Origin of the sequence: Pseudoalteromonas sp. B62 (genome assembly GCF_037162565.1) — a bacterium.
In the GTDB taxonomy this organism is placed as follows: Bacteria; Pseudomonadota; Gammaproteobacteria; order Enterobacterales; family Alteromonadaceae; genus Pseudoalteromonas; species Pseudoalteromonas fuliginea.
Window position 1 is genome coordinate 957,580 of sequence record NZ_JARLVB010000002.1, and the last position, 20,084, is coordinate 977,663.

A 20,084-nucleotide genomic window follows, 5' to 3' on the forward strand; every position below is an offset into this window, starting at 1 on the left:
GTGTATTTATAGTCTTATAAACGCATAGGCATAACAACGTACATTGCTTCTTCATCGCCTGCACCTTCAATTAATGCACTGCTGTTTGAGTCGGCTAATGTAAATAGTACGTCTTCTGTTTTTAATGTGTTTAGTACATCTAATACGTAAGACACGTTAAAGCCTATTTCTAGATCCGCGCCTTGGTAACTTACTTCAACAACCTCTTCCGCTTGTTCTTGCTCTGGATTATTAGCCGTAATTTTTAATAAACCGTTTGATAAGTTTAAGCGTACACCACGAAACTTTTCATTAGATAAAATAGACACACGCTGAAATGCACTACGTAACCATTCACGGTTAGCTGTAATAACTTTGTCGCCACCACGCGGTAATACACGACGGTAATCTGGAAAACGTCCATCAACTAGCTTACTTGTAAATGTAAACTCTAAATCGATAATACGGATATGATTAGCGCCAAACTGAATTGTTACTAACTCGTCATCAGCGACCATAAGGCGCATTATTTCTTGCACACCTTTACGAGGTATTATTAATTGACGCTGAGTATTAAGCGATTGCGTTAGCTGTTTTTGCGCAATCGCTAAACGGTGGCCATCTGTTGCGACTGTTTTTATATCAGTATTATCTACTTCAAACGACATACCATTTAAATAATAACGTACGTCTTGATTCGCCATCGAAAAATGCGTGCTTTCGAGTAACTTACGAAGCTCTAAACGAGTTAGTTGAAATTCAACCTCTCCGTCCCACTCTTCTAGATTAGGAAAATCATCAGCAGATAATGTCGTTAATGAAAAACGGCTTTTACCACTGGTTAAAAGTAATTGATGCTCTTGCAAGCTTAAAGTAATGTCTGAACCGTCTGGTAGACTTTTACAAATATCGAGTAACTTTTTAGCGGGTAACGTTAGTTTTGTATCGGCAATATCGTCACCTACAAATACGCCAGAAACTAATTCAATTTCAAGGTCTGTACCTGTCATTGAAAGTTGTCCGTTTTCTACCACTAACAAAACGTTAGATAAAATTGGTAGTGTGTGTTTGCGCTCTATTGCACCTGACACTTGCACCAATGGCTTTAAAAATTGTTGTCTTGATATTGTTATTTGCATAATAAAGTCAGCCCTAAGATGACAATGTTCTTATTAAGTTTTGATAATCTTCTTTAATTTCGTGGCTTTCGTCACGTAGTGATTTTATCTTACGACATGCGTGCAATACGGTCGTATGATCGCGTCCACCAAATGCGTCACCAATCTCAGGTAAGCTGTGATTAGTTAATTCTTTAGATAATGCCATAGCAACTTGGCGAGGCCTTGCTATAGAGCGACTGCGGCGCTTAGACAACAGATCTGATACACGAATTCGATAGTACTCTGCTACGGTGCGCTGAATATTATCAATCGTAACCAGTTTGTCTTGCAAAGCAAGTAAATCGCGCAGTGCTTCTTTTACAAAATCGATCGAAATTGGACGACCGGTAAAGTTAGCATTGGCGATTACACGGTTAAGTGCACCTTCTAATTCACGCACATTTGAGCGTAACTTTTTAGCAATAAAAAAAGCAACTTCGTGTGGTAAATTAATTTTACTTTGCTGTGCTTTTTTCATCAAAATAGCAACGCGTGTTTCAAGCTCTGGTGGCTCAATCGCGATAGTTAAACCCCAACCAAAACGTGATTTAAGGCGGTCTTCAACGCCTTCAATCTCTTTAGGATAACGGTCAGAGGTTAAAATAATTTGTTGGTTACCTTCAAGCAATGCATTAAAGGTATGGAAGAACTCTTCTTGGGAGCGCTCTTTGTTAGCAAAAAATTGAATGTCATCAATCATTAATGCATCAACACTGCGATAATAACGTTTGAACTCTTCAATTGCGTTATTTTGTAGTGCTTTTACCATGTCTTGAACAAAGCGTTCTGAATGCATATAAACAATTTTAGCGTCTGGCTTATTTGCCATAATGCCATTGCCTACTGCATGTAATAAGTGAGTTTTACCTAAACCAGTACCACCGTATATAAATACAGGGTTAAAAGCAGAACCAGGATTGTCGGCAACCTGTGTGGCCGCAGCTTTTGCTAATTGGTTTGATTTACCTTCAACAAAGCTATCAAAGGTATAGTTCTCTTTAATATTAGATTTGTAACCTGATTTAGGTGCAGGCTCAACCACCGGCTTTTGCTCACGAGGTTGCTGTTTTGTTGAAGCGTGTGCGCTTGGCGCAGATTGTGTTTCTGCAACCGGTGCAGCTTGAGCGTTTAATAAAGGTTTACTTCCTACATCAAAACGCAGCTCTGGTGCTTCAACACCACAAATTTCTACTAATAGTTCGTTAATTCTATTGAGGTACTTTTCTCTCACCCAATCAAGCACAAAGCGATTAGGTGCATAAATCGTCAAGGTATCTTCGGTACTTTCTGCTTGAAGTGGTCTTACCCACATACTGAACTGCTGCGAAGGCAATTCATCTTGCAATACATATAAACAACTTTGCCAAACCGACAGATACACAGTTAAACTCCCAGAGATATAATTTTTATTCCCGCACATCATTAATGATTAAAAATCATGCATTTATTGCGTCAAAATAGCCAAATAAGTGGCCCAAGGCCGCGTATTATGAAGACACTTTATCCACAAGTAAAAGATTGATTTTTATAAAATTGTTGATATCGCTGTATAAAAACATTAACAGACTGATTTAAATAAGCTTTTATTTCAAAGCCTGATGACAGATCATAACAAAATAACACTAAGATCGCGAACCAATTTTACGATCCATTTTACTTTTCCCCTGCTTTTATTCACTTTTTATACAGGGGCTGTGGAAAACTTCTTATTTATGATGATCCTAGTGGATCATAATTCTCGATCACCATGAATAGAGTAACTAACACTTAGTATAGGCTGTAATTATGATTGACTTTGAGTCACTTCATCTATAATATCTCGCGCTCGCAATGGCACCTATGCCAGGATCGCGACCTGTATAGGATGTTTTAACTTTAACCGATCGGATGAGATTGTTATGAAAAGAACTTTTCAACCTAGCGTTTTAAAACGCAAACGTGCACACGGCTTCCGTGCTCGCATGGCAACTGTAAATGGCCGTAAAGTATTAGCACGTCGCCGCGCTAAAGGCCGCAAAGTTCTTTCTGCTTAATTTATAAGTGGAAGACTTTAGCTTTGGCAGGGAGTTACGTCTGTTAACTCCCTCGCATTACTCTCGCATATTTAATGAACCCGCTCGGGCTGCAACTCCTTTCTTTACTCTATTAGCTAAACCAAATAACCAAGATAAACCTAGGTTAGGGCTTACTGTTGCTAAAAAACGTGTAAAAAAGGCATGCCAACGAAACCGTATTAAACGTCTCGCTCGCGAAAGTTTTCGTTTAAATCAACACAGCATCGATAATATTGATATTGTGCTTATGGTTAAAAATGGTATTGATGAGCAGTCTAATGAAGAAATAACCAAACAACTTACTAAATTATGGCGAAAAATTAACGAACGCTGTAAACCAGGTGCACCTAAACCGCCACCTTTTAAGAAACGCCCAAACAAATCAGCTAAATCTAATAAACAAACCTAATTGCAATAGAATTGCAGGGTTAATTAATGTATCTTTAGCTCACCTTTTAATCATGCATTTAAAATTTCTAATTGAGTCTTTAAATACATGATATCTATCTCACTAAACTTAAGTAGGGGCATAAACATCATGAGGTTACTTAAACCACTTGTTGCTTTACCAACTTTTTGTTTAGTGTTATTTATCCGCGGTTATCAAAAGTGGATTAGCCCGCTGTTAGGTCCGCATTGTCGTTTTAATCCAACCTGTTCTAGTTATGCTATTCAAGCAATTAAATTGCATGGATCGGTAAAAGGTAGTTGGTTAGCTTTGAAACGCATATTAAAATGCCATCCTTTACATTCAGGCGGAGACGACCCCGTCCCTGAAAAATTAACCCATATTAACCACCAACACGAGAAATAAGAGCTGTTATGGAATCGCAACGCACGTTTTTATTAATTGGCCTAATGCTAGTGTCGTTTTTATTGTTCCAAGAATGGGACAATGATTACAACAAGCCTAAAGTCGATCCAAGTGCCACAACACAAACACTAAAAGCAAATTCACCAGAGTCGGATGATTATATTCCTTCATCGTCAGATTCAGAATTACCTACTTCAGCAACTTTAGCTAAACGTTCAGTTATTGAAATCACAACTGACGTTTTTAAAGTTAAAATTGACACCAAAGGCGGTGACATTGTTGAAGCAGACCTTCTTCAATACGAAGACACCAAAGGAAGTAACACTCCTTTTATGTTGCTTGGTGAGTTTGATGGCAAACAATACTTTTCACAAAGTGGCTTAATTGGCTTAAATGGCCCTGACGCATCAGCTAACGGTCGCCCTACTTACAATACCGAACAAAAGTCATATACCTTAACGGGTGATGAGCTTCGCGTTCCACTTCAGTTTACAGATCGTAATGGTGTTAGTTTTACTAAAACGTATGTATTCAAAAAAGGTCAGTATGACGTAGGCTTAGAATACAAAATTAACAACACCACCAGCGCACCGCTTCAAGTACAGCTATACACGCAAATTAAGCGCACAGTACAAGAAAAAGGCAGCATGGTTGATCAAAACTATTTAGGTGCTGCATACGGTACTGACGAAGAACCATACGAAAAGTATAGTTTTTCAGATATGGCTGATAAAAACCTAAACAAAAACACCCAAGGTGGTTATGTTGCCTTTATTCAACATTACTTTGTAAGTGCTTGGGTTCCAATGCAGGATCAATCAAATACAATTTATAGCTTAATTACAAAAAGTAATGCCGCTATTATTGGTGCTAAAGATGAAGCTGTTAATATTCAAGCTGGTAGTGAGCAAACACTAACTGCTATTTATTACATGGGCCCGAAAGAATCGGATATTCTTGAAGCGATTCACCCAGACCTAGACTTAACTGTAGATTACGGTTGGTTATGGTTTATTTCGCAACCTTTATTTGTATTGCTAAAATGGCTACATAGCATTTTAGGTAACTGGGGTGTAGCAATTATTGCCATCACTATTATCGTTAAATCGTTAATGTACCCACTTACTAAAGCGCAATACACTTCAATGGCAAAAATGCGTGCCCTACAGCCTAAAATGGCAGCTCTTAAAGAAAAGTTTGGTGACGACCGTCAAAAGTTCGGCCAAGCAACTATGGAAATGTACAAAAAAGAAAAAGTTAACCCAATGGGTGGCTGTTTCCCTATTTTGCTACAAATGCCAATTTTCTTAGCCTTGTTCTACGTATTCTTAGAGTCAACTGAACTTCGCCACGCTGAATTCATTTTTTGGTTAACTGACCTTTCTGCGAAAGACCCATACTACGTATTACCTATATTATTTGGTGCGAGTATGTTTGTGACGCAAAAGCTACAACCTATGACGGTTACTGATCCAATGCAGCAAAAAATGATGACCTTTATGCCGGTTATCTTCTCTGTATTTTTCTTATGGTTCCCATCGGGTTTAGTTCTTTACTGGTTAGTGTCTAACCTTATTTCTATTGTCCAGATGTTAATCATCTACCGTGGCATGGAAAAGAAAGGAATTAAAGTAAGAGGCTAATTGCCTATACCCAAGCCACATCGAGATGGTTTGGGTATATTACTTATATAAAGGCGACTTAGGTCGCTTTTTTTATTGCCTGTTTTTCACCAGAGTATTCGCGAGTGTTTATTTCATAGGTTACAATACCGCCATAAAGTTACTCATCGTTGGCAAATTAATAGCATGATCAATCAAGATACAATTGCAGCACAAGCAACCGCTCCCGGACGTGGTGGCGTTGGTATAATTCGCGTTTCAGGCAGCCTTGCTAAAAGCGTTGCCGAAAAAGTGGTAGGTAAAATTCCTAAAGTTCGCTACGCCGATTACGTGCCATTTAAAAGCCTAGCTGGCGAGCAACTTGATCAAGGTATTGCCATTTACTTTGCAGGTCCTAACTCATTTACAGGCGAAGATGTGCTTGAGCTACAAGGCCACGGCGGCCCTGTAGTACTGGATATGTTACTTAAAGAAATTAGTAAAATCGAGGGCGTTCGCTTAGCAAAGCCAGGTGAGTTTTCTGAACGTGCATTTATGAACGACAAGCTTGATTTAACACAAGCAGAAGCCATCGCCGACTTAATTAATGCCACCAGCGAACAAGCAGCTAAAAGCGCCCTACAGTCGCTGCAAGGTGAATTTTCTAAGCACATAGAAACACTCGTAGAAAAAGTAATTCACTTACGTATGTATGTAGAAGCGGCAATAGACTTTCCTGATGAAGAAATTGATTTTTTATCTGACGGTAAAGTGTCAGGTGATTTAGATGCCATTATAAATCAGCTCAATACTGTAACTAATCAAGCCAAGCAAGGCAGCATAATGCGCGAAGGTATGCGTGTTGTTATTGCTGGTCGCCCAAATGCGGGTAAATCAAGCCTACTCAACGCTCTAGCTGGTCGTGAAGCCGCAATCGTAACAGAAATAGCCGGTACCACTCGCGACGTACTACGAGAGCATATACATATAGATGGTATGCCACTGCATATTATAGATACCGCAGGCCTGCGCGAAAGCCCCGATCGCGTAGAACAAATAGGCATTGAGCGTGCATGGGATGAAATAAACCAAGCCGATCGCGTTTTATTTATGCTTGATGGCACCGATACTACAGATACTGACCCGCATAAAATTTGGCCTGAATTTATGGCAAAATTACCAGAAGGTATGGGCGTGACAGTCATCAGAAATAAGGCCGATTTATCGGGTGATATAGTAGGAATGGAGCAAGAGCAACAATACCCGGTCATCAGCTTAAGTGCCAAAAATGCTGACGGTATTGAACTTGTTCGCGAGCATTTAAAAGCCTGTATAGGCTTTCAAGGTGCAACTGAAGGTGGCTTTATGGCGCGCCGTCGTCATTTGGATGCACTGGAAAGTGCGGCCCATCATTTAGATACCGGTAAAACACAATTAGAAATGCACATTGCCGGTGAAATACTGGCTGAAGAATTACGTTTAACACAGCAATATTTGAATGAAATAACCGGTGAATTTACCTCTGACGATTTACTAGGAAAGATATTTAGCTCGTTTTGTATTGGTAAATAAACACCTTATTACAAGCATATTCTTATTATAAAGAGCACTCAGGTGCTCTTTTTCATATAAAAAATTAGGCTTTAAAATATGCTATTTATACGTCTAATTCCTGAGAGTTACAGTCGATAAATCATATTCAAAGCTACCTTTGTTACGTGCTAAGAGAGGTCTGATTACGTAGATTAAACAATGTGGAATATACTCTTTAGCGACATTAATAGCGTAAATTACCCCTATTATTAATACAAAACCGATACATTTTTCAAACAATAACACACTTTTAAAGCGTTATACTTCATACAAAAATTAGTTATAAATGGCTTTCTTATACTTACTTTAGCCCACAAAAATGCACTAAAACACACCTCATACACGCAAAGAATGATGCTTTTTGCTCAATTAAAGAGCTAAAAAACACTGATTATTATTCTAAAAAACTTACTTTTGATAACATATAATTTGATAATCATTGTGATTTTTAAATAAAATAACTCAACTGTTAAGTATTAAAAAGTTTTGATCTGCTAACTCAACCAGCAAAATTAAAAAAAATAGCAGCTCTAAATTCGCATAAAATTAAAAATACCGAGATCACTTATCCACAATACCTAATTTTCAGCTCAAACAAATACCAAAAACAGGTAAATAAGCTGAAAAAACCTCACTATTTATTAATATTTATCCGTTTATGAGCTTATTTTTAATTAATTTCATTAGATCTGCTTTATTAGATCATTTTAAAAATTTATTTTAGATCTAAACTTGAGGTTATCAACAGGCTTTATATCCACATTATGATCAACATCTACTTTTAATATATAAATTACTATTTCAACTTTTTACTGATTAGAAATATCAATAACTTAGCGGATATAAAACAACCTAACAAGCCTATTTAAACAGAGCTTTCCCCACTGTTATCAACAACTTGATCAGAAGATTACATTTAAAGATAATTTGTTAAATCCTATATTATCAACAACTTAAAGAAGCGCTTTTGAATGAGTGTAAAATTACTGCAAAAATAGTTATACAAAATGGCACTCTTAACTTTACTGTTACCCTCACTCAGTTATCATAGTCAGCAATTAAAACAAATGTGATCACTAATATTCATGAGTTCAGTAAATCTTATTGTTGGCAGCCAAATGGGATCAGCCGAGTATGTTGCAGAGCAACTAAGCGACGCGCTAAATAACCTTGGTATTACTACACAACTACATGATCAACCTGAATTTAGCGATATTGATCAGCAAAATACCATTTGGTTAATTTGCACATCTACTTATGGCGCAGGTGATTACCCTGAAAACTTTATTAGCTTTGTTGAAGATGTGACTCAAGCTAATGATTTATCTCAATTAAAATACTCAGTAATCGCTTTAGGTGATACCAGTTATGACACTTACAACCAGGCTGGACGTAATATAGATGCCTTATTAGCTCAAAAAGGCGCTATAAAAGTAGCAGAACGCTTAGAGCTTAATATTCTCGATGAAGCACTACCAGAGGACACCGCATTAGCATGGTTAGACTCTTGGATAACCAAAACAGGCTTAAAATAGAGAGATCAAGTAAAAAGTTACATATAAAGTTACCCACAATTTACTAATAATTTAATAGATTTTGTGGATAAAGATTGAATAAACTGCTTTTTAAAGCATGCTTATCCATGGGATAAGATCTAACTGATTCAGCCCTGTGCATAAAGTGCCTTTTTGGTCAGAGCTTATTTGCGGGATGATCCGATCATATTAACACCTTTAGATCTGATCTAATTTGATGTTTTTAATGAAGATCTAAACCTTATCAACAGAAAAGTCGATCAGTAGTAGTAATAGTAATAAAAGATCTCTTTAAAAGATCCTTTATATTATTAGAGATCACATACTTAGATCTTGCCCACTGTTTAATCATTTATCTTCTGCCAATTTCTAGGTAGAATACGCTCCCTTTTGAAGTTTACCGGTTTGATTTAAGTAGGATCCCATTAATGATTTTTCACGAAAATTTTGACGTTATCGTAGTAGGTGGTGGACATGCTGGCACTGAAGCCGCATTAGCAGCTGCCCGTATGGGGATGAATACCCTGCTACTGACTCACAATATGGATACCCTTGGTCAAATGTCTTGTAACCCAGCGATTGGTGGGATAGGCAAAGGTCATTTGGTAAAAGAAATTGACGCGCTTGGTGGTGCAATGGCACAGGCCATTGATAAAGGCGGGATCCAATTTCGTACACTAAATTCTTCAAAAGGACCTGCTGTTCGTGCAACTCGAGCACAAGCAGATCGCGCCTTGTACAAAGCGGCTATTCAAACAACATTGCAAAATCAAGATAATCTTAAAATTTTTCAACAATCGTGTGATGATCTTATTGTTGAAAACGATCGTGTTACTGGCGTAGTAACTCAAATGGGTTTGCGTTTTAGTGCACCAAGTGTTGTTTTAACCGTGGGTACTTTTTTAGGTGGCTTAATCCATATAGGGTTAGAAAATTACAAAGGCGGCCGTGCAGGCGATCCTCCTTCAATCGCTTTAGCTGATCGCTTACGTGAACATCCATTTAGAGTTGATCGTTTAAAAACAGGTACACCGCCACGTATTGATGCACGTACTGTTGATTTTACAAAAATGGAAGCACAGCCTGGTGATACACCAACACCTGTGTTTTCGTTTATGGGTAAACAATCAGATCACCTACAACAGATACCGTGTTACATCACTTACACAAACGAAAAAACACATGATGTTATTCGTAAAAACCTACATCGCTCACCTATGTACTCAGGTGTTATTGAAGGTATTGGTCCTCGCTACTGCCCTTCAATTGAAGATAAAATTGTTCGTTTTGCAGATAAAGATAAACATCAAATATTTGTTGAGCCTGAAGGTTTAACATCATACGAATTATATCCAAATGGTATTTCGACTAGTTTACCGTTTGATGTACAACTTGAGATTGTGCAATCTATTTCTGGTTTTGAAAATGCACATATTTGTCGACCAGGTTATGCAATAGAATATGACTACTTTGATCCACGTGATTTAAAACAGTCTTTAGAAACTAAATTTATTGAAGGCTTATTTTTCGCGGGTCAAATTAACGGTACTACCGGCTATGAAGAAGCAGGTGCACAAGGCTTAATTGCAGGTATGAATGCTGCGCTAAAAGTGCAAGGCAAAGATTCTTGGACACCACGTCGTGATGAAGCTTATGTTGGTGTATTAATCGATGACTTAGCAACACTGGGTACAAAAGAACCCTACCGTATGTTTACCAGCCGTGCTGAATATCGTTTATTACTTCGTGAAGATAATGCTGATATTCGTTTAACTGAAAAAGGCCGTGAGCTTGGTTTGGTTAATGACGAACGCTGGCAGGCATTTAACGAAAAAATGGAAGTAATCGAAAAAGAGAAACAACGCATTAAAGATACATGGATCCACAAAGATCATGCCGTTGTAGATCAAGTAAACGCATTACTTAAAACCCCGCTTACGCGTGAAGCAAGCTTGGAAGAATTACTTCGCCGTCCGGAGATACGTTACAACGATCTGATGGCTATTGACGGATTGGGATCTGAATTCACAAATAAAGCAGCACTCGAGCAAGTTGAGATCCATACTAAGTACGCAGGTTATATTGCGCGCCAACAAGATGAAATCAATAAACAGCTTCGTCATGAGCAAACAATTTTACCAAAAGAGTTTGATTACAAAACCGTATCTGGTTTATCAAATGAGGTAGTTGCTAAGCTTATTGAGTCACGTCCTGACACTATTGGTCAAGCATCGCGTATTTCTGGTATCACCCCTGCGGCGATTTCGCTATTATTGGTGTATCTGAAGAAGCAAGGCTTATTACGCAAATCTGCGTAACGATAAGGGTACATAGTGTTACAGCAACAATTAACTACATTGTTAGCGCAAACTGATATTGCGCTAACAGAAAAACAACAGCAACAGCTAGTCCGTTACGTTGAGTTATTAAATAAGTGGAATAAAGCTTATAACTTAACTTCAGTACGTTTACCTGAAGAAATGATGATTAAGCATATTATGGACAGTTTAGTTGTTGCGCCTCATTTACCCGGGCATCATTATATTGATGTAGGTACAGGCCCTGGCTTACCGGGTATCGTGTTGGCAATTGCATTACCAAATACACATTTTGTGCTATTAGATAGTTTAGGTAAACGTGTGCGATTTTTAATGCATGTTAAACATGAACTAGGTCTTGATAATGTAACCCCTGTGCAGTCTAGAGTTGAAGAATATCAACCAAGTGTTAAATTAGACGGCGTACTCAGTCGCGCATTTGCTTCATTACAAGATATGGTTGACTGGTGTTCGCACTTAATTGATCATTCGGGTAAATTTATAGCACTTAAAGGCGTGTTCCCTAGCGAAGAGCTAGAGTCATTACCTGCAGGCGTCAAGTTTGAGCAAAAAATTGCATTAGAAGTGCCTAAGTTAGATGCACAACGACATTTAATTATTCTTTCTAAAGACTAGGGATCAGAGATACTGTGGCAAAAGTCATCGCATTAGCAAATCAAAAAGGTGGAGTGGGTAAAACTACAACCGCTGTTAATCTCGCTGCGTCTATGGCTGCAACGAAACGTAAAGTGCTGTTAATTGATCTCGATCCGCAAGGTAATGCGACTATGGGGAGTGGCGTAGATAAGTACGGCGATGTGCCAACTATTTACGACTTACTTATTGAAGATAAACCTATAGAAGACGTTATCATCAAAGAAACGTCTGGCGAATACCATATGATTGCTGCAAACGGTGATGTAACCGCTGCAGAAGTTAAACTCATGGAATTATTTGCCCGTGAGGTGCGTTTACGTAACGCGCTTGAAAAAATTCAGGACCAGTACGAATTTATTTTTATAGACTGTCCGCCTTCTTTAAATATGTTAACTGTTAATGCTATGGCTGCGGCTGATTCTATTTTGGTACCAATGCAGTGTGAGTATTATGCACTTGAAGGGTTAACCGCATTAATGGATACGATTACGCAGCTTGCTAGATTAGTGAATCCGAGTTTACAAATTGAAGGCATACTTCGTACTATGTATGACCCGCGTAACCGTTTGGCAAATGATGTATCAGAACAATTAAAACAACATTTTGGCGATAAAGTATACCGTACGGTGATCCCACGTAATGTTCGCTTAGCCGAAGCACCTAGTTTTGGTGCTCCAGCTATGTATTATGACCGGGCATCAAGTGGCGCTAAAGCGTATTTAGCACTCGCTGGTGAAATGTTACGCAGAAAAGAAAAAACAGCGTCCGTTGTCGCCTAACTTTGAGGTAAAAAAATAACATGTCTGCTAAAAAACGAGGTTTAGGCCGAGGACTCGATGCACTTTTAAGTTCGTCAAAGCCTGCACCGAGCGCAAGCAAGGAACAAGACACATCAAACGTGACTGAAGCTGTAAAAAATGCAGCTGGGCCAAATAACAGTGAATTACAAAAACTTCCAATAGAGTTTTTACACTCTGGTAAATACCAACCTCGTAAAGACATGTCTGAAGAGGCGCTAGAAGAGCTTGCTAGTTCTATTCGCTCACAAGGTATTATTCAACCTATTGTTGTGCGCCCTATTGCACATAATAGCTTTGAAATTATCGCCGGTGAGCGTCGTTGGCGCGCAGCGCAAATAGCTAAGCTTGAAACAGTACCTTGTATTATTAAAGATGTACCCGATGAAGCTGCCGTTGCGATTGCGCTGATAGAAAATATTCAGCGTGAAGATTTAAATGCCATGGAAGAAGCGGTTGCACTTAATCGTTTACTAATAGAATTTGAATTAACACATCAACAAGTAGCTGATGCGGTAGGTAAATCACGTACGACTGTAACTAATTTACTGCGTTTAAATAACTTAAATAACGATGTGAAGATTTTGTTAGAGCATGGCGATATTGAAATGGGCCATGCTCGTTGCCTGTTAGCCCTTGAAGGCGAAGCGCAGTCAGATGCTGCTCGTTTAGCTGTCGCTAAAGCACTAACAGTTCGAGAAACCGAAAAATTAGTTCGCTCAATTTTAGAACCAGTGCCAGCTAAAGAAATAACCGAAAAAGATCCAGATGTTAAGCAATTAGAACAACAACTTGCTGAAAACCTAGGTGCCAAAGTTGAAATAAATTACAATAAAAAAGGCAAAGGTAAGCTTGTTATTTCTTATACTAATTTGGACGAACTTGACGGCATTTTAAATCGCATTAATCAAGACAATACCCACCATTAGTTTTCTACATGTCTAAAAAGAGACATTTGTAGCTATTTCGTGTTACAAACCGTCTACTCAAGTTGCAAAACTGGCAGGATTAAGTATAATTTCGCCAGTTTTCACACCCTAACAATTAGAACGCAATAAAGGTTAACTAAACGTGACTGATAAGTTAGCGAGTCCATATAGACTTGCCGTATTAAAGTTAATTTGCCTTCAGGGTGTTGTAGCATTAGTTGCTGCTGTAATTATTTTTTTAGTTCGGGAGCCAATGCTTCGCTTTCATCACTCGCTGGTGGATTTGTCGCAGTACTTCCGCACTTTGTATTTGCACTTTATGCATTTAGGTATATGGGTGCAAGTCGAGCAAATCAAGCGTATGCCTCGTTGAAACGCGGCAACGGATTAAAATTTATGCTAACAATTGTATTGTTTGCGCTAGTACTGAAGCATTTTCCGGTAATTTTATTACCCTTTTTTAGTACTTATATACTGGCGCTCTTTACTGGATTGTTCGCACCCGTTTTTTTAAACATTAACTTTTGGGATATAACATGGCAGCAGAAGAAGTTACTCTATCTGGCCATATCCAGCACCATTTGACCAATGCTAAGATGTGCTCGACCGATACAGGTCTCGCCTTCAATAAAGCATGTACGGACAGTGGATTCTGGACATGGCATATAGATACCCTCGCATGGTCTATCGGTTTAGGTCTTATATTTTTATGGATCTTTCGTAGTGCCGCTAAAAAATCAACACTAGGTGTACCTGGAAAATTTCAATGTTTCATTGAAATGGTAGTAGAGTTTGTTGGTGACAACGTACGTGATACTTTCCATGGTAAAAGCAAGCTTATTGCACCATTAGCATTAACAATATTCGTTTGGATATTTTTAATGAACTTAATGGATTTAATACCGGTTGACTTTTTACCTGCATTAGCTGGTTTTGTTGGTGAAACTGCGTTTGGTATGGATTCACACGATGTGTACATGAAAATTGTACCAACGACTGACATTAATATGACTGCGGCGCTAGCGCTTGGCGTATTTATTTTAATGATAGGCTACTCAATTAAAATAAAAGGCATCGGTGGTTTTATTAAAGAACTAACACTTCACCCGTTTAGTTCAAATAATACTGCACTACAAATCCTTTTAATCCCGTTTAACTTATTACTTGAACTGATTGCGCTGGTTTCTAAACCGTTTTCATTAGCGCTACGTTTGTTTGGTAACTTATATGCAGGTGAATTGATTTTCATCTTGATCGGCGCTATCGGATTTATGCAATTACCATTGCATTTTGTTTGGGCTGTATTCCACATCTTAGTAATTGTATTGCAAGCATTCGTATTTATGATGCTAACAATCGTATACCTAAGTATGGCAAGCTCAGATAATCACTAATTTTTATAACCTTTAATATTTAACTTTAATTTACAATTGAAACTTTGGAGAAAAAAATGGAACTAGTATTAGGTCTTAAGTATATCGCAGTAGCTTTACTAATCGGCTTTGGTGCAATCGGCACAGCAATCGGTTTTGGTAACATGGGCGGTAAATTCCTTGAAGCATGTGCGCGTCAACCTGAGCTTGCACCATCGCTACAAGTTAAGATGTTTATTCTTGCTGGTCTAATCGATGCTGTAGCAATGATTGGTGTTGGTATCGCTATGGTATTGTTGTTCGTACTTTAATTTTATTTTTTGAACAGCTTACTATTTAAGGAGGAGCGGTTGTGAATTTAAACGCCACTCTTATCGGTGAATTGATTGCGTTTACGGTGTTCGTATTATTTTGTATGAAATATGTATGGCCACCACTAAACGGTGCAATTGAAGCTCGCCAGAAAAAAATCGAAGATGGTTTAGCTGCCTCTGATAGAGCCGAAAAAGACTTAGAACTTGCGCAAAAGAAAGCTGCTGAACAGCTTAAAGATGCAAAAGCTCAAGCGGCTGATATCATTGATCAAGCTAAAAAGCGTGCAGTGCTAATTGTTGACGAAGAAACACTTCGTGGTCAGCAAGAGCGTGAAAGTATCATTGCTCAAGGGCACTCTGAAGTTGAGTCTGAACGTAATCGCATAACAGAAGAGCTACGTAAGCAAGTAGCAACACTGGCAGTGATTGGTGCAGAACGTATTTTAGAGCGTGAAATTAATCAAGCCGCACATAGTGACATCGTTGAAAAACTTGTCGCTGAGCTGTAATTAGGAGGGTATGAGCATGTCTAATTTGACTACTATCGCTCGCCCATACGCTAAAGCGGCTTTTGAACTTGCCGTTGAGAAAGGCACTCTAGAAAGCTGGAATGATATGTTGTTCTTTGCAGGCCACGTAGCCAGCAATGAACAAGCATCATCCGCTTTAGCTGGTATGCCTACAGCTACTGCACAAGCTGAATTATTTATTCAACTTTGTGCTGAGCAGCTCAACGAACAAGGTCAGAACCTAGTTAAGGTGATGGCTGAAAATGGACGTTTGACAGCTCTACCTGAAGTTGCACAGTTATTTGCTGAATTTAAAGCACAATACGATAAAGAAATCGAAGTAGATGTGATTTCTGCAACTCCTCTTGTTGCTGCGCAACAAGAGTCATTGGTAGCGGCACTTGAAAAACGTTTCGCACGCAAAGTTAAGCTGAATTGTAGTGAAGACGCGTCAGTGGTTGGTGGGCTTATTATTAGGTCTGGCGACACTGTAATCGACGGTACTATTCGCGGTAAATTAAGCCGCTTAGCTACAACACTACAATCGTAATTGGGAAAAAGAGCATGCAACTTAATTCCACTGAAATTTCAGATCTGATCAAACAACGTATTGAGAAGTTCGAAGTTGTAAGTGAAGCTCGTAACGAAGGTACTATTGTATCTGTTACTGACGGTATCATCCGCATCCACGGTCTTGCTGACTGTATGCAAGGTGAAATGATTGAGCTTCCTGGCAGCCGTTATGCTATCGCACTAAACCTTGAGCGCGACTCAATTGGTGCAGTAGTAATGGGTCCGTACGCTGACCTTACTGAAGGCGTAAAAGTATATACAACTGGTCGTATTTTAGAAGTTCCTGTTGGTCCTGGTCTACTTGGTCGTGTTGTAAACACACTAGGTGCTCCAATCGATGGTAAAGGCGCTTTAGATAACGACGGGTTTGAACCTGTAGAAAAAATTGCACCAGGTGTAATCGAGCGTAAGTCAGTAGATGAGCCAGTTCAAACTGGTTATAAATCTATCGATGCGATGATTCCAGTTGGTCGTGGTCAACGTGAACTTATCATCGGTGACCGTCAAACAGGTAAAACTGCACTAGCAATCGATGCAATCATCAATCAAAAAGACACAGGCGTTAAGTGTGTGTACGTTGCGATTGGTCAAAAAGCATCTACTATTGCAAACGTAGTTCGTAAATTAGAAGAGCATGGTGCACTAGCAAATACTATCGTAGTTGTTGCATCTGCTTCTGAATCTGCGGCACTTCAGTACTTAGCACCGTTCGCGGGCTGTACTATGGGTGAATACTTCCGTGACCGTGGTGAAAACGCATTAATCGTATATGATGATTTGTCTAAGCAAGCAGTTGCTTACCGTCAAATTTCATTACTACTTAAGCGTCCACCAGGCCGTGAAGCATACCCAGGTGACGTATTCTACCTTCACTCTCGTCTTTTAGAGCGTGCATCGCGTGTAAACGCAGATTACGTTGAAAAGTTCACTAATGGTGAAGTGAAAGGTAAAACTGGTTCATTGACGGCATTGCCAATCATTGAAACTCAAGGCGGCGACGTTTCTGCGTTCGTACCGACTAACGTTATCTCTATCACCGATGGTCAGATCTTCTTAGAAACTGACTTATTCAACTCAGGTATCCGTCCGGCAGTAAATGCTGGTATCTCGGTATCGCGTGTTGGTGGTGCTGCACAAACTAAAATCGTTAAGAAACTAGGTGGCGGTATCCGTCTAGCCCTAGCTCAGTACCGTGAATTAGCTGCGTTCTCGCAGTTCGCGTCTGACCTTGATGATGCTACTCGTGCTCAACTTGAGCATGGTGAGCGTGTAACAGAGCTAATGAAGCAGAAACAGTACGCGCCAATGTCTGTTGCTGAAATGTCTTTGTCGTTATTTGCCGCTGAAAAAGGCTTCCTTCAAGACATCGAAATCGCGAAAATCGGTGACTTTGAAGCAGCTTTACTTTCTTATGCAACTAGCACATACGCAGAGCTTGTGGCTCAAATCAATGAAACTGGTAACTTGAATGCCGAGATCGAAGCGCAGCTTAAAGAACTTCTTACGAAGTTCAAGTCTACGCAAACTTGGTAATTTAGTTATTAATGGTGCGCTTTAGGAAACTAAAGCACACCTTGATTCGGAGAGAGAGTCATGGCCAGCGGAAAAGAGATTAAAAGCAAGATCGGGAGTATTAAAAACACTCAAAAGATCACTAGCGCAATGGAAATGGTTGCTGCGTCTAAAATGAAAAGGGCGCAAGAACGCGTTGCTTCAAGCCGTCCATACGCTAATAAATTACGTGAAGTAATTGGTCGTGTTGCTCAAGCAAATCTTGATTTTACTCACCCGTTCTTAAAAGATCGTGAAGTAAAACGAGTTGGTTATATTGTTATCTCTACAGACCGTGGTCTGTGTGGCGGTCTAAACTCAAACGAGTTTAAGAAAGTTGCACTTGATGTTAAAGCGTGGAAAGAGAAAGGTGTTGATGCTGAATTTGCTACTTTAGGTAGTAAGGCAGCTGGCTTCTTTCAACGTTTTGGTGGTCAACTACTCGCTAAAAAAGCGGGCCTAGGAGATAAACCTTCAGTACAAGACGTTATTGGTCCTGTAAAAGTTATGCTTGATGCATTTTCTGAAGGCAAAATAGACCGTTTATTCTTGGTATATAACAAATTCGTTAATACCATGAAGCAAGAGCCAATTATAGAATCAGTTACTCCCTTTGCCAAAAGCTGAAGAAGAAGTATCTGCTCACACATGGGATTACTTATACGAGCCAAACCCAGAGGCTATTTTAGAGTCTTTGTTAGTACGCTTTATTGAGTCTCAAGCATACCAAGGTGTGGTAGAAAATGCTGCCTCAGAACAGGCTGCTCGTATGGTTGCAATGAAAGCTGCAACTGATAACGCAGGTGACCTTATGGACGAGCTACAGCTTGTTTATAACAAGGCTCGCCAAGCAGCAATCACACAAGAAATTAGTGAGATTTGTTCTGGCTCAGCAGCAGTTTAATGCTTCAGGTAAAGATTAACGAGAGGAATAGACATGAGTTTAGGTAAGGTCGTCCAAATTATCGGCGCCGTTGTGGATATTGAATTTCCACAAGATAGCGTGCCAGCGGTATACCACGCACTAAGAGTAACAGATGGCGATTTAGCTGGTTTGACTCTAGAAGTTCAACAGCAGCTAGGTGGCGGTGTAGTGCGTACTATCGCTATGGGTACTACTGATGGTTTACGTCGTAGTGCTTTAGTTATGAATACAGGTGAATCGATTCAAGTTCCAGTTGGTAAAGCAACGCTTGGTCGTATCATGAACGTACTTGGTGAGCCAATTGATGAAGCGGGTCCAATCGGCGAAGAAGACCGTATGTCTATTCACCGTGCAGCGCCTTCATACGAAGAGCAATCAAGTTCAGTTGAACTTTTAGAAACTGGTATTAAGGTTATCGACCTTGTATGTCCGTTTGCTAAAGGTGGTAAAGTTGGTTTATTCGGTGGTGCCGGTGTTGGTAAAACTGTAAACATGATGGAACTTATCCGTAACATCGCAATCGAGCACAGCGGCTACTCAGTATTCGCAGGTGTTGGTGAGCGTACACGTGAGGGTAACGATTTCTACCATGAGATGAACGATTCAAACGTACTTGATAAAGTATCGCTTGTATACGGTCAGATGAACGAGCCTCCAGGTAACCGTTTACGCGTAGCGTTAACAGGTCTTACTATGGCTGAAAAGTTCCGTGATGAAGGTCGCGATGTACTTTTCTTCGTAGATAATATCTACCGTTATACACTTGCTGGTACAGAAGTATCTGCACTACTTGGTCGTATGCCATCAGCGGTAGGTTACCAGCCTACACTTGCTGAAGAAATGGGTGTGCTTCAAGAGCGTATCGCTTCAACTAAGACTGGTTCAATTACATCAATCCAAGCGGTATACGTACCTGCGGATGATTTAACGGATCCATCTCCAGCAACGACCTTTGCTCACTTAGACGCAACAGTAGTACTTTCACGTGATATCGCATCACTTGGTATCTACCCAGCGGTAGACCCACTTGATTCATCTTCGCGTCAACTTGACCCACAAGTAATTGGTCAAGAGCACTACGATACAGCACGTGGCGTTCAAACAGTTCTTCAGCGTTACAAAGAACTTAAAGACATCATTGCAATCCTAGGTATGGACGAGCTTTCTGACGAAGATAAGCAACTTGTATCTCGTGCACGTAAAATCCAACGTTTCCTATCTCAGCCATTCTTCGTGGCAGAGGTGTTTACAGGCGCGTCTGGTAAATACGTATCACTAAAAGATACAATTGCTGGCTTTAAAGGCATCTTAAACGGTGAATTTGATGATATGCCAGAGCAAGCGTTCTACATGGTTGGCTCTATCGAAGAAGCTCAAGAAAAAGCCAAAGGCATGTAACTAG

Annotated in this window: 18 protein-coding genes and 2 pseudogenes; 18 read left to right on the forward strand and 2 right to left on the reverse strand. The window is 39.5% G+C overall.

Translation table 11 applies throughout. The features are described 5' to 3' along the window. Positions 1-14: 14 nt before the first annotated feature. Both dnaN and dnaA read right to left on the reverse strand, forming a co-directional pair. Positions 15-1,118, reverse strand: coding sequence for a DNA polymerase III subunit beta (gene dnaN, locus P4S71_RS08765; protein WP_033031126.1), 1,104 nt, complete (start codon positions 1,116-1,118; stop codon positions 15-17). Positions 1,119-1,131: 13 nt separating this feature from the next. Further along, complete coding sequence (gene dnaA, locus P4S71_RS08770; protein ID WP_007377652.1) at positions 1,132-2,520, reverse strand: chromosomal replication initiator protein DnaA; 1,389 nt, start codon at positions 2,518-2,520, stop codon at positions 1,132-1,134. A gap of 517 nt (positions 2,521-3,037) precedes the next feature. Here dnaA and rpmH point away from each other — a divergent pair. From rpmH to atpD, 18 genes and pseudogenes are all read left to right on the forward strand, one after another. Further along, entirely contained in the window at positions 3,038-3,172 is a 135-nt protein-coding gene (rpmH, locus tag P4S71_RS08775; protein ID WP_004335215.1) for a 50S ribosomal protein L34, read from the forward strand. A 7-nt stretch (positions 3,173-3,179) separates the two neighbouring features. Beyond that, a complete protein-coding gene (rnpA, locus tag P4S71_RS08780; RefSeq protein ID WP_033031124.1) occupies positions 3,180-3,602 on the forward strand; it encodes a ribonuclease P protein component in 423 nt (140 codons plus the stop codon). Between the two features lie 129 nt (positions 3,603-3,731). After that, positions 3,732-4,007: a membrane protein insertion efficiency factor YidD gene (gene yidD / locus P4S71_RS08785; protein ID WP_008138026.1), complete on the forward strand. Its 276-nt coding sequence runs from the start codon at positions 3,732-3,734 to the stop codon at positions 4,005-4,007. 8 nt (positions 4,008-4,015) lie between these two features. Beyond that, a complete protein-coding gene (yidC, locus tag P4S71_RS08790) occupies positions 4,016-5,650 on the forward strand; it encodes a membrane protein insertase YidC (protein WP_096794053.1) in 1,635 nt (544 codons plus the stop codon). A 165-nt stretch (positions 5,651-5,815) separates the two neighbouring features. Further along, positions 5,816-7,180, forward strand: a complete 1,365-nt coding sequence (gene mnmE / locus P4S71_RS08795; protein ID WP_337150489.1) for a tRNA uridine-5-carboxymethylaminomethyl(34) synthesis GTPase MnmE — start codon at positions 5,816-5,818, stop codon at positions 7,178-7,180. 1,106 nt (positions 7,181-8,286) lie between these two features. Beyond that, the gene (mioC, locus tag P4S71_RS08800; protein WP_007377656.1) at positions 8,287-8,736 is read left to right on the forward strand and encodes an FMN-binding protein MioC; all 450 of its coding nucleotides are present in this window, start codon (positions 8,287-8,289) and stop codon (positions 8,734-8,736) included. A 428-nt stretch (positions 8,737-9,164) separates the two neighbouring features. Further along, positions 9,165-11,054, forward strand: a complete 1,890-nt coding sequence (gene mnmG, locus P4S71_RS08805) for a tRNA uridine-5-carboxymethylaminomethyl(34) synthesis enzyme MnmG (RefSeq protein ID WP_337150490.1) — start codon at positions 9,165-9,167, stop codon at positions 11,052-11,054. Between the two features lie 15 nt (positions 11,055-11,069). Beyond that, entirely contained in the window at positions 11,070-11,690 is a 621-nt protein-coding gene (rsmG, locus tag P4S71_RS08810) for a 16S rRNA (guanine(527)-N(7))-methyltransferase RsmG (protein WP_007377658.1), read from the forward strand. A gap of 14 nt (positions 11,691-11,704) precedes the next feature. Continuing rightward, positions 11,705-12,490, forward strand: a complete 786-nt coding sequence (locus P4S71_RS08815) for a ParA family protein (protein WP_007377659.1) — start codon at positions 11,705-11,707, stop codon at positions 12,488-12,490. Positions 12,491-12,510: 20 nt separating this feature from the next. Further along, on the forward strand, positions 12,511-13,437 hold the full coding sequence (locus P4S71_RS08820) for a ParB/RepB/Spo0J family partition protein (protein ID WP_007377660.1): 927 nt from the start codon (positions 12,511-12,513) through the stop codon (positions 13,435-13,437). 142 nt (positions 13,438-13,579) lie between these two features. Further along, positions 13,580-13,947 (forward strand): annotated as a pseudogene (locus P4S71_RS08825) (ATP synthase subunit I); the annotation flags it as partial. A 26-nt stretch (positions 13,948-13,973) separates the two neighbouring features. Then, positions 13,974-14,831, forward strand: coding sequence for a F0F1 ATP synthase subunit A (gene atpB, locus P4S71_RS08830; RefSeq protein WP_024597178.1), 858 nt, complete (start codon positions 13,974-13,976; stop codon positions 14,829-14,831). Positions 14,832-14,887: 56 nt separating this feature from the next. Next, positions 14,888-15,121 (forward strand): F0F1 ATP synthase subunit C, encoded by a 234-nt coding sequence (atpE, locus tag P4S71_RS08835; protein ID WP_004335261.1) that lies wholly within the window; start codon positions 14,888-14,890, stop codon positions 15,119-15,121. A 41-nt stretch (positions 15,122-15,162) separates the two neighbouring features. Further along, positions 15,163-15,633, forward strand: a complete 471-nt coding sequence (atpF, locus tag P4S71_RS08840; protein WP_004335264.1) for a F0F1 ATP synthase subunit B — start codon at positions 15,163-15,165, stop codon at positions 15,631-15,633. 16 nt (positions 15,634-15,649) lie between these two features. Beyond that, a complete protein-coding gene (gene atpH, locus P4S71_RS08845) occupies positions 15,650-16,183 on the forward strand; it encodes a F0F1 ATP synthase subunit delta (RefSeq protein ID WP_007377663.1) in 534 nt (177 codons plus the stop codon). 14 nt (positions 16,184-16,197) lie between these two features. Next, the gene (atpA, locus tag P4S71_RS08850) at positions 16,198-17,739 is read left to right on the forward strand and encodes a F0F1 ATP synthase subunit alpha (RefSeq protein ID WP_004335270.1); all 1,542 of its coding nucleotides are present in this window, start codon (positions 16,198-16,200) and stop codon (positions 17,737-17,739) included. Between the two features lie 60 nt (positions 17,740-17,799). After that, a pseudogene (gene atpG / locus P4S71_RS08855) lies at positions 17,800-18,661 on the forward strand (F0F1 ATP synthase subunit gamma). Between the two features lie 33 nt (positions 18,662-18,694). Continuing rightward, a complete protein-coding gene (gene atpD, locus P4S71_RS08860) occupies positions 18,695-20,080 on the forward strand; it encodes a F0F1 ATP synthase subunit beta (RefSeq protein ID WP_007377665.1) in 1,386 nt (461 codons plus the stop codon). Positions 20,081-20,084 lie beyond the last annotated feature (4 nt).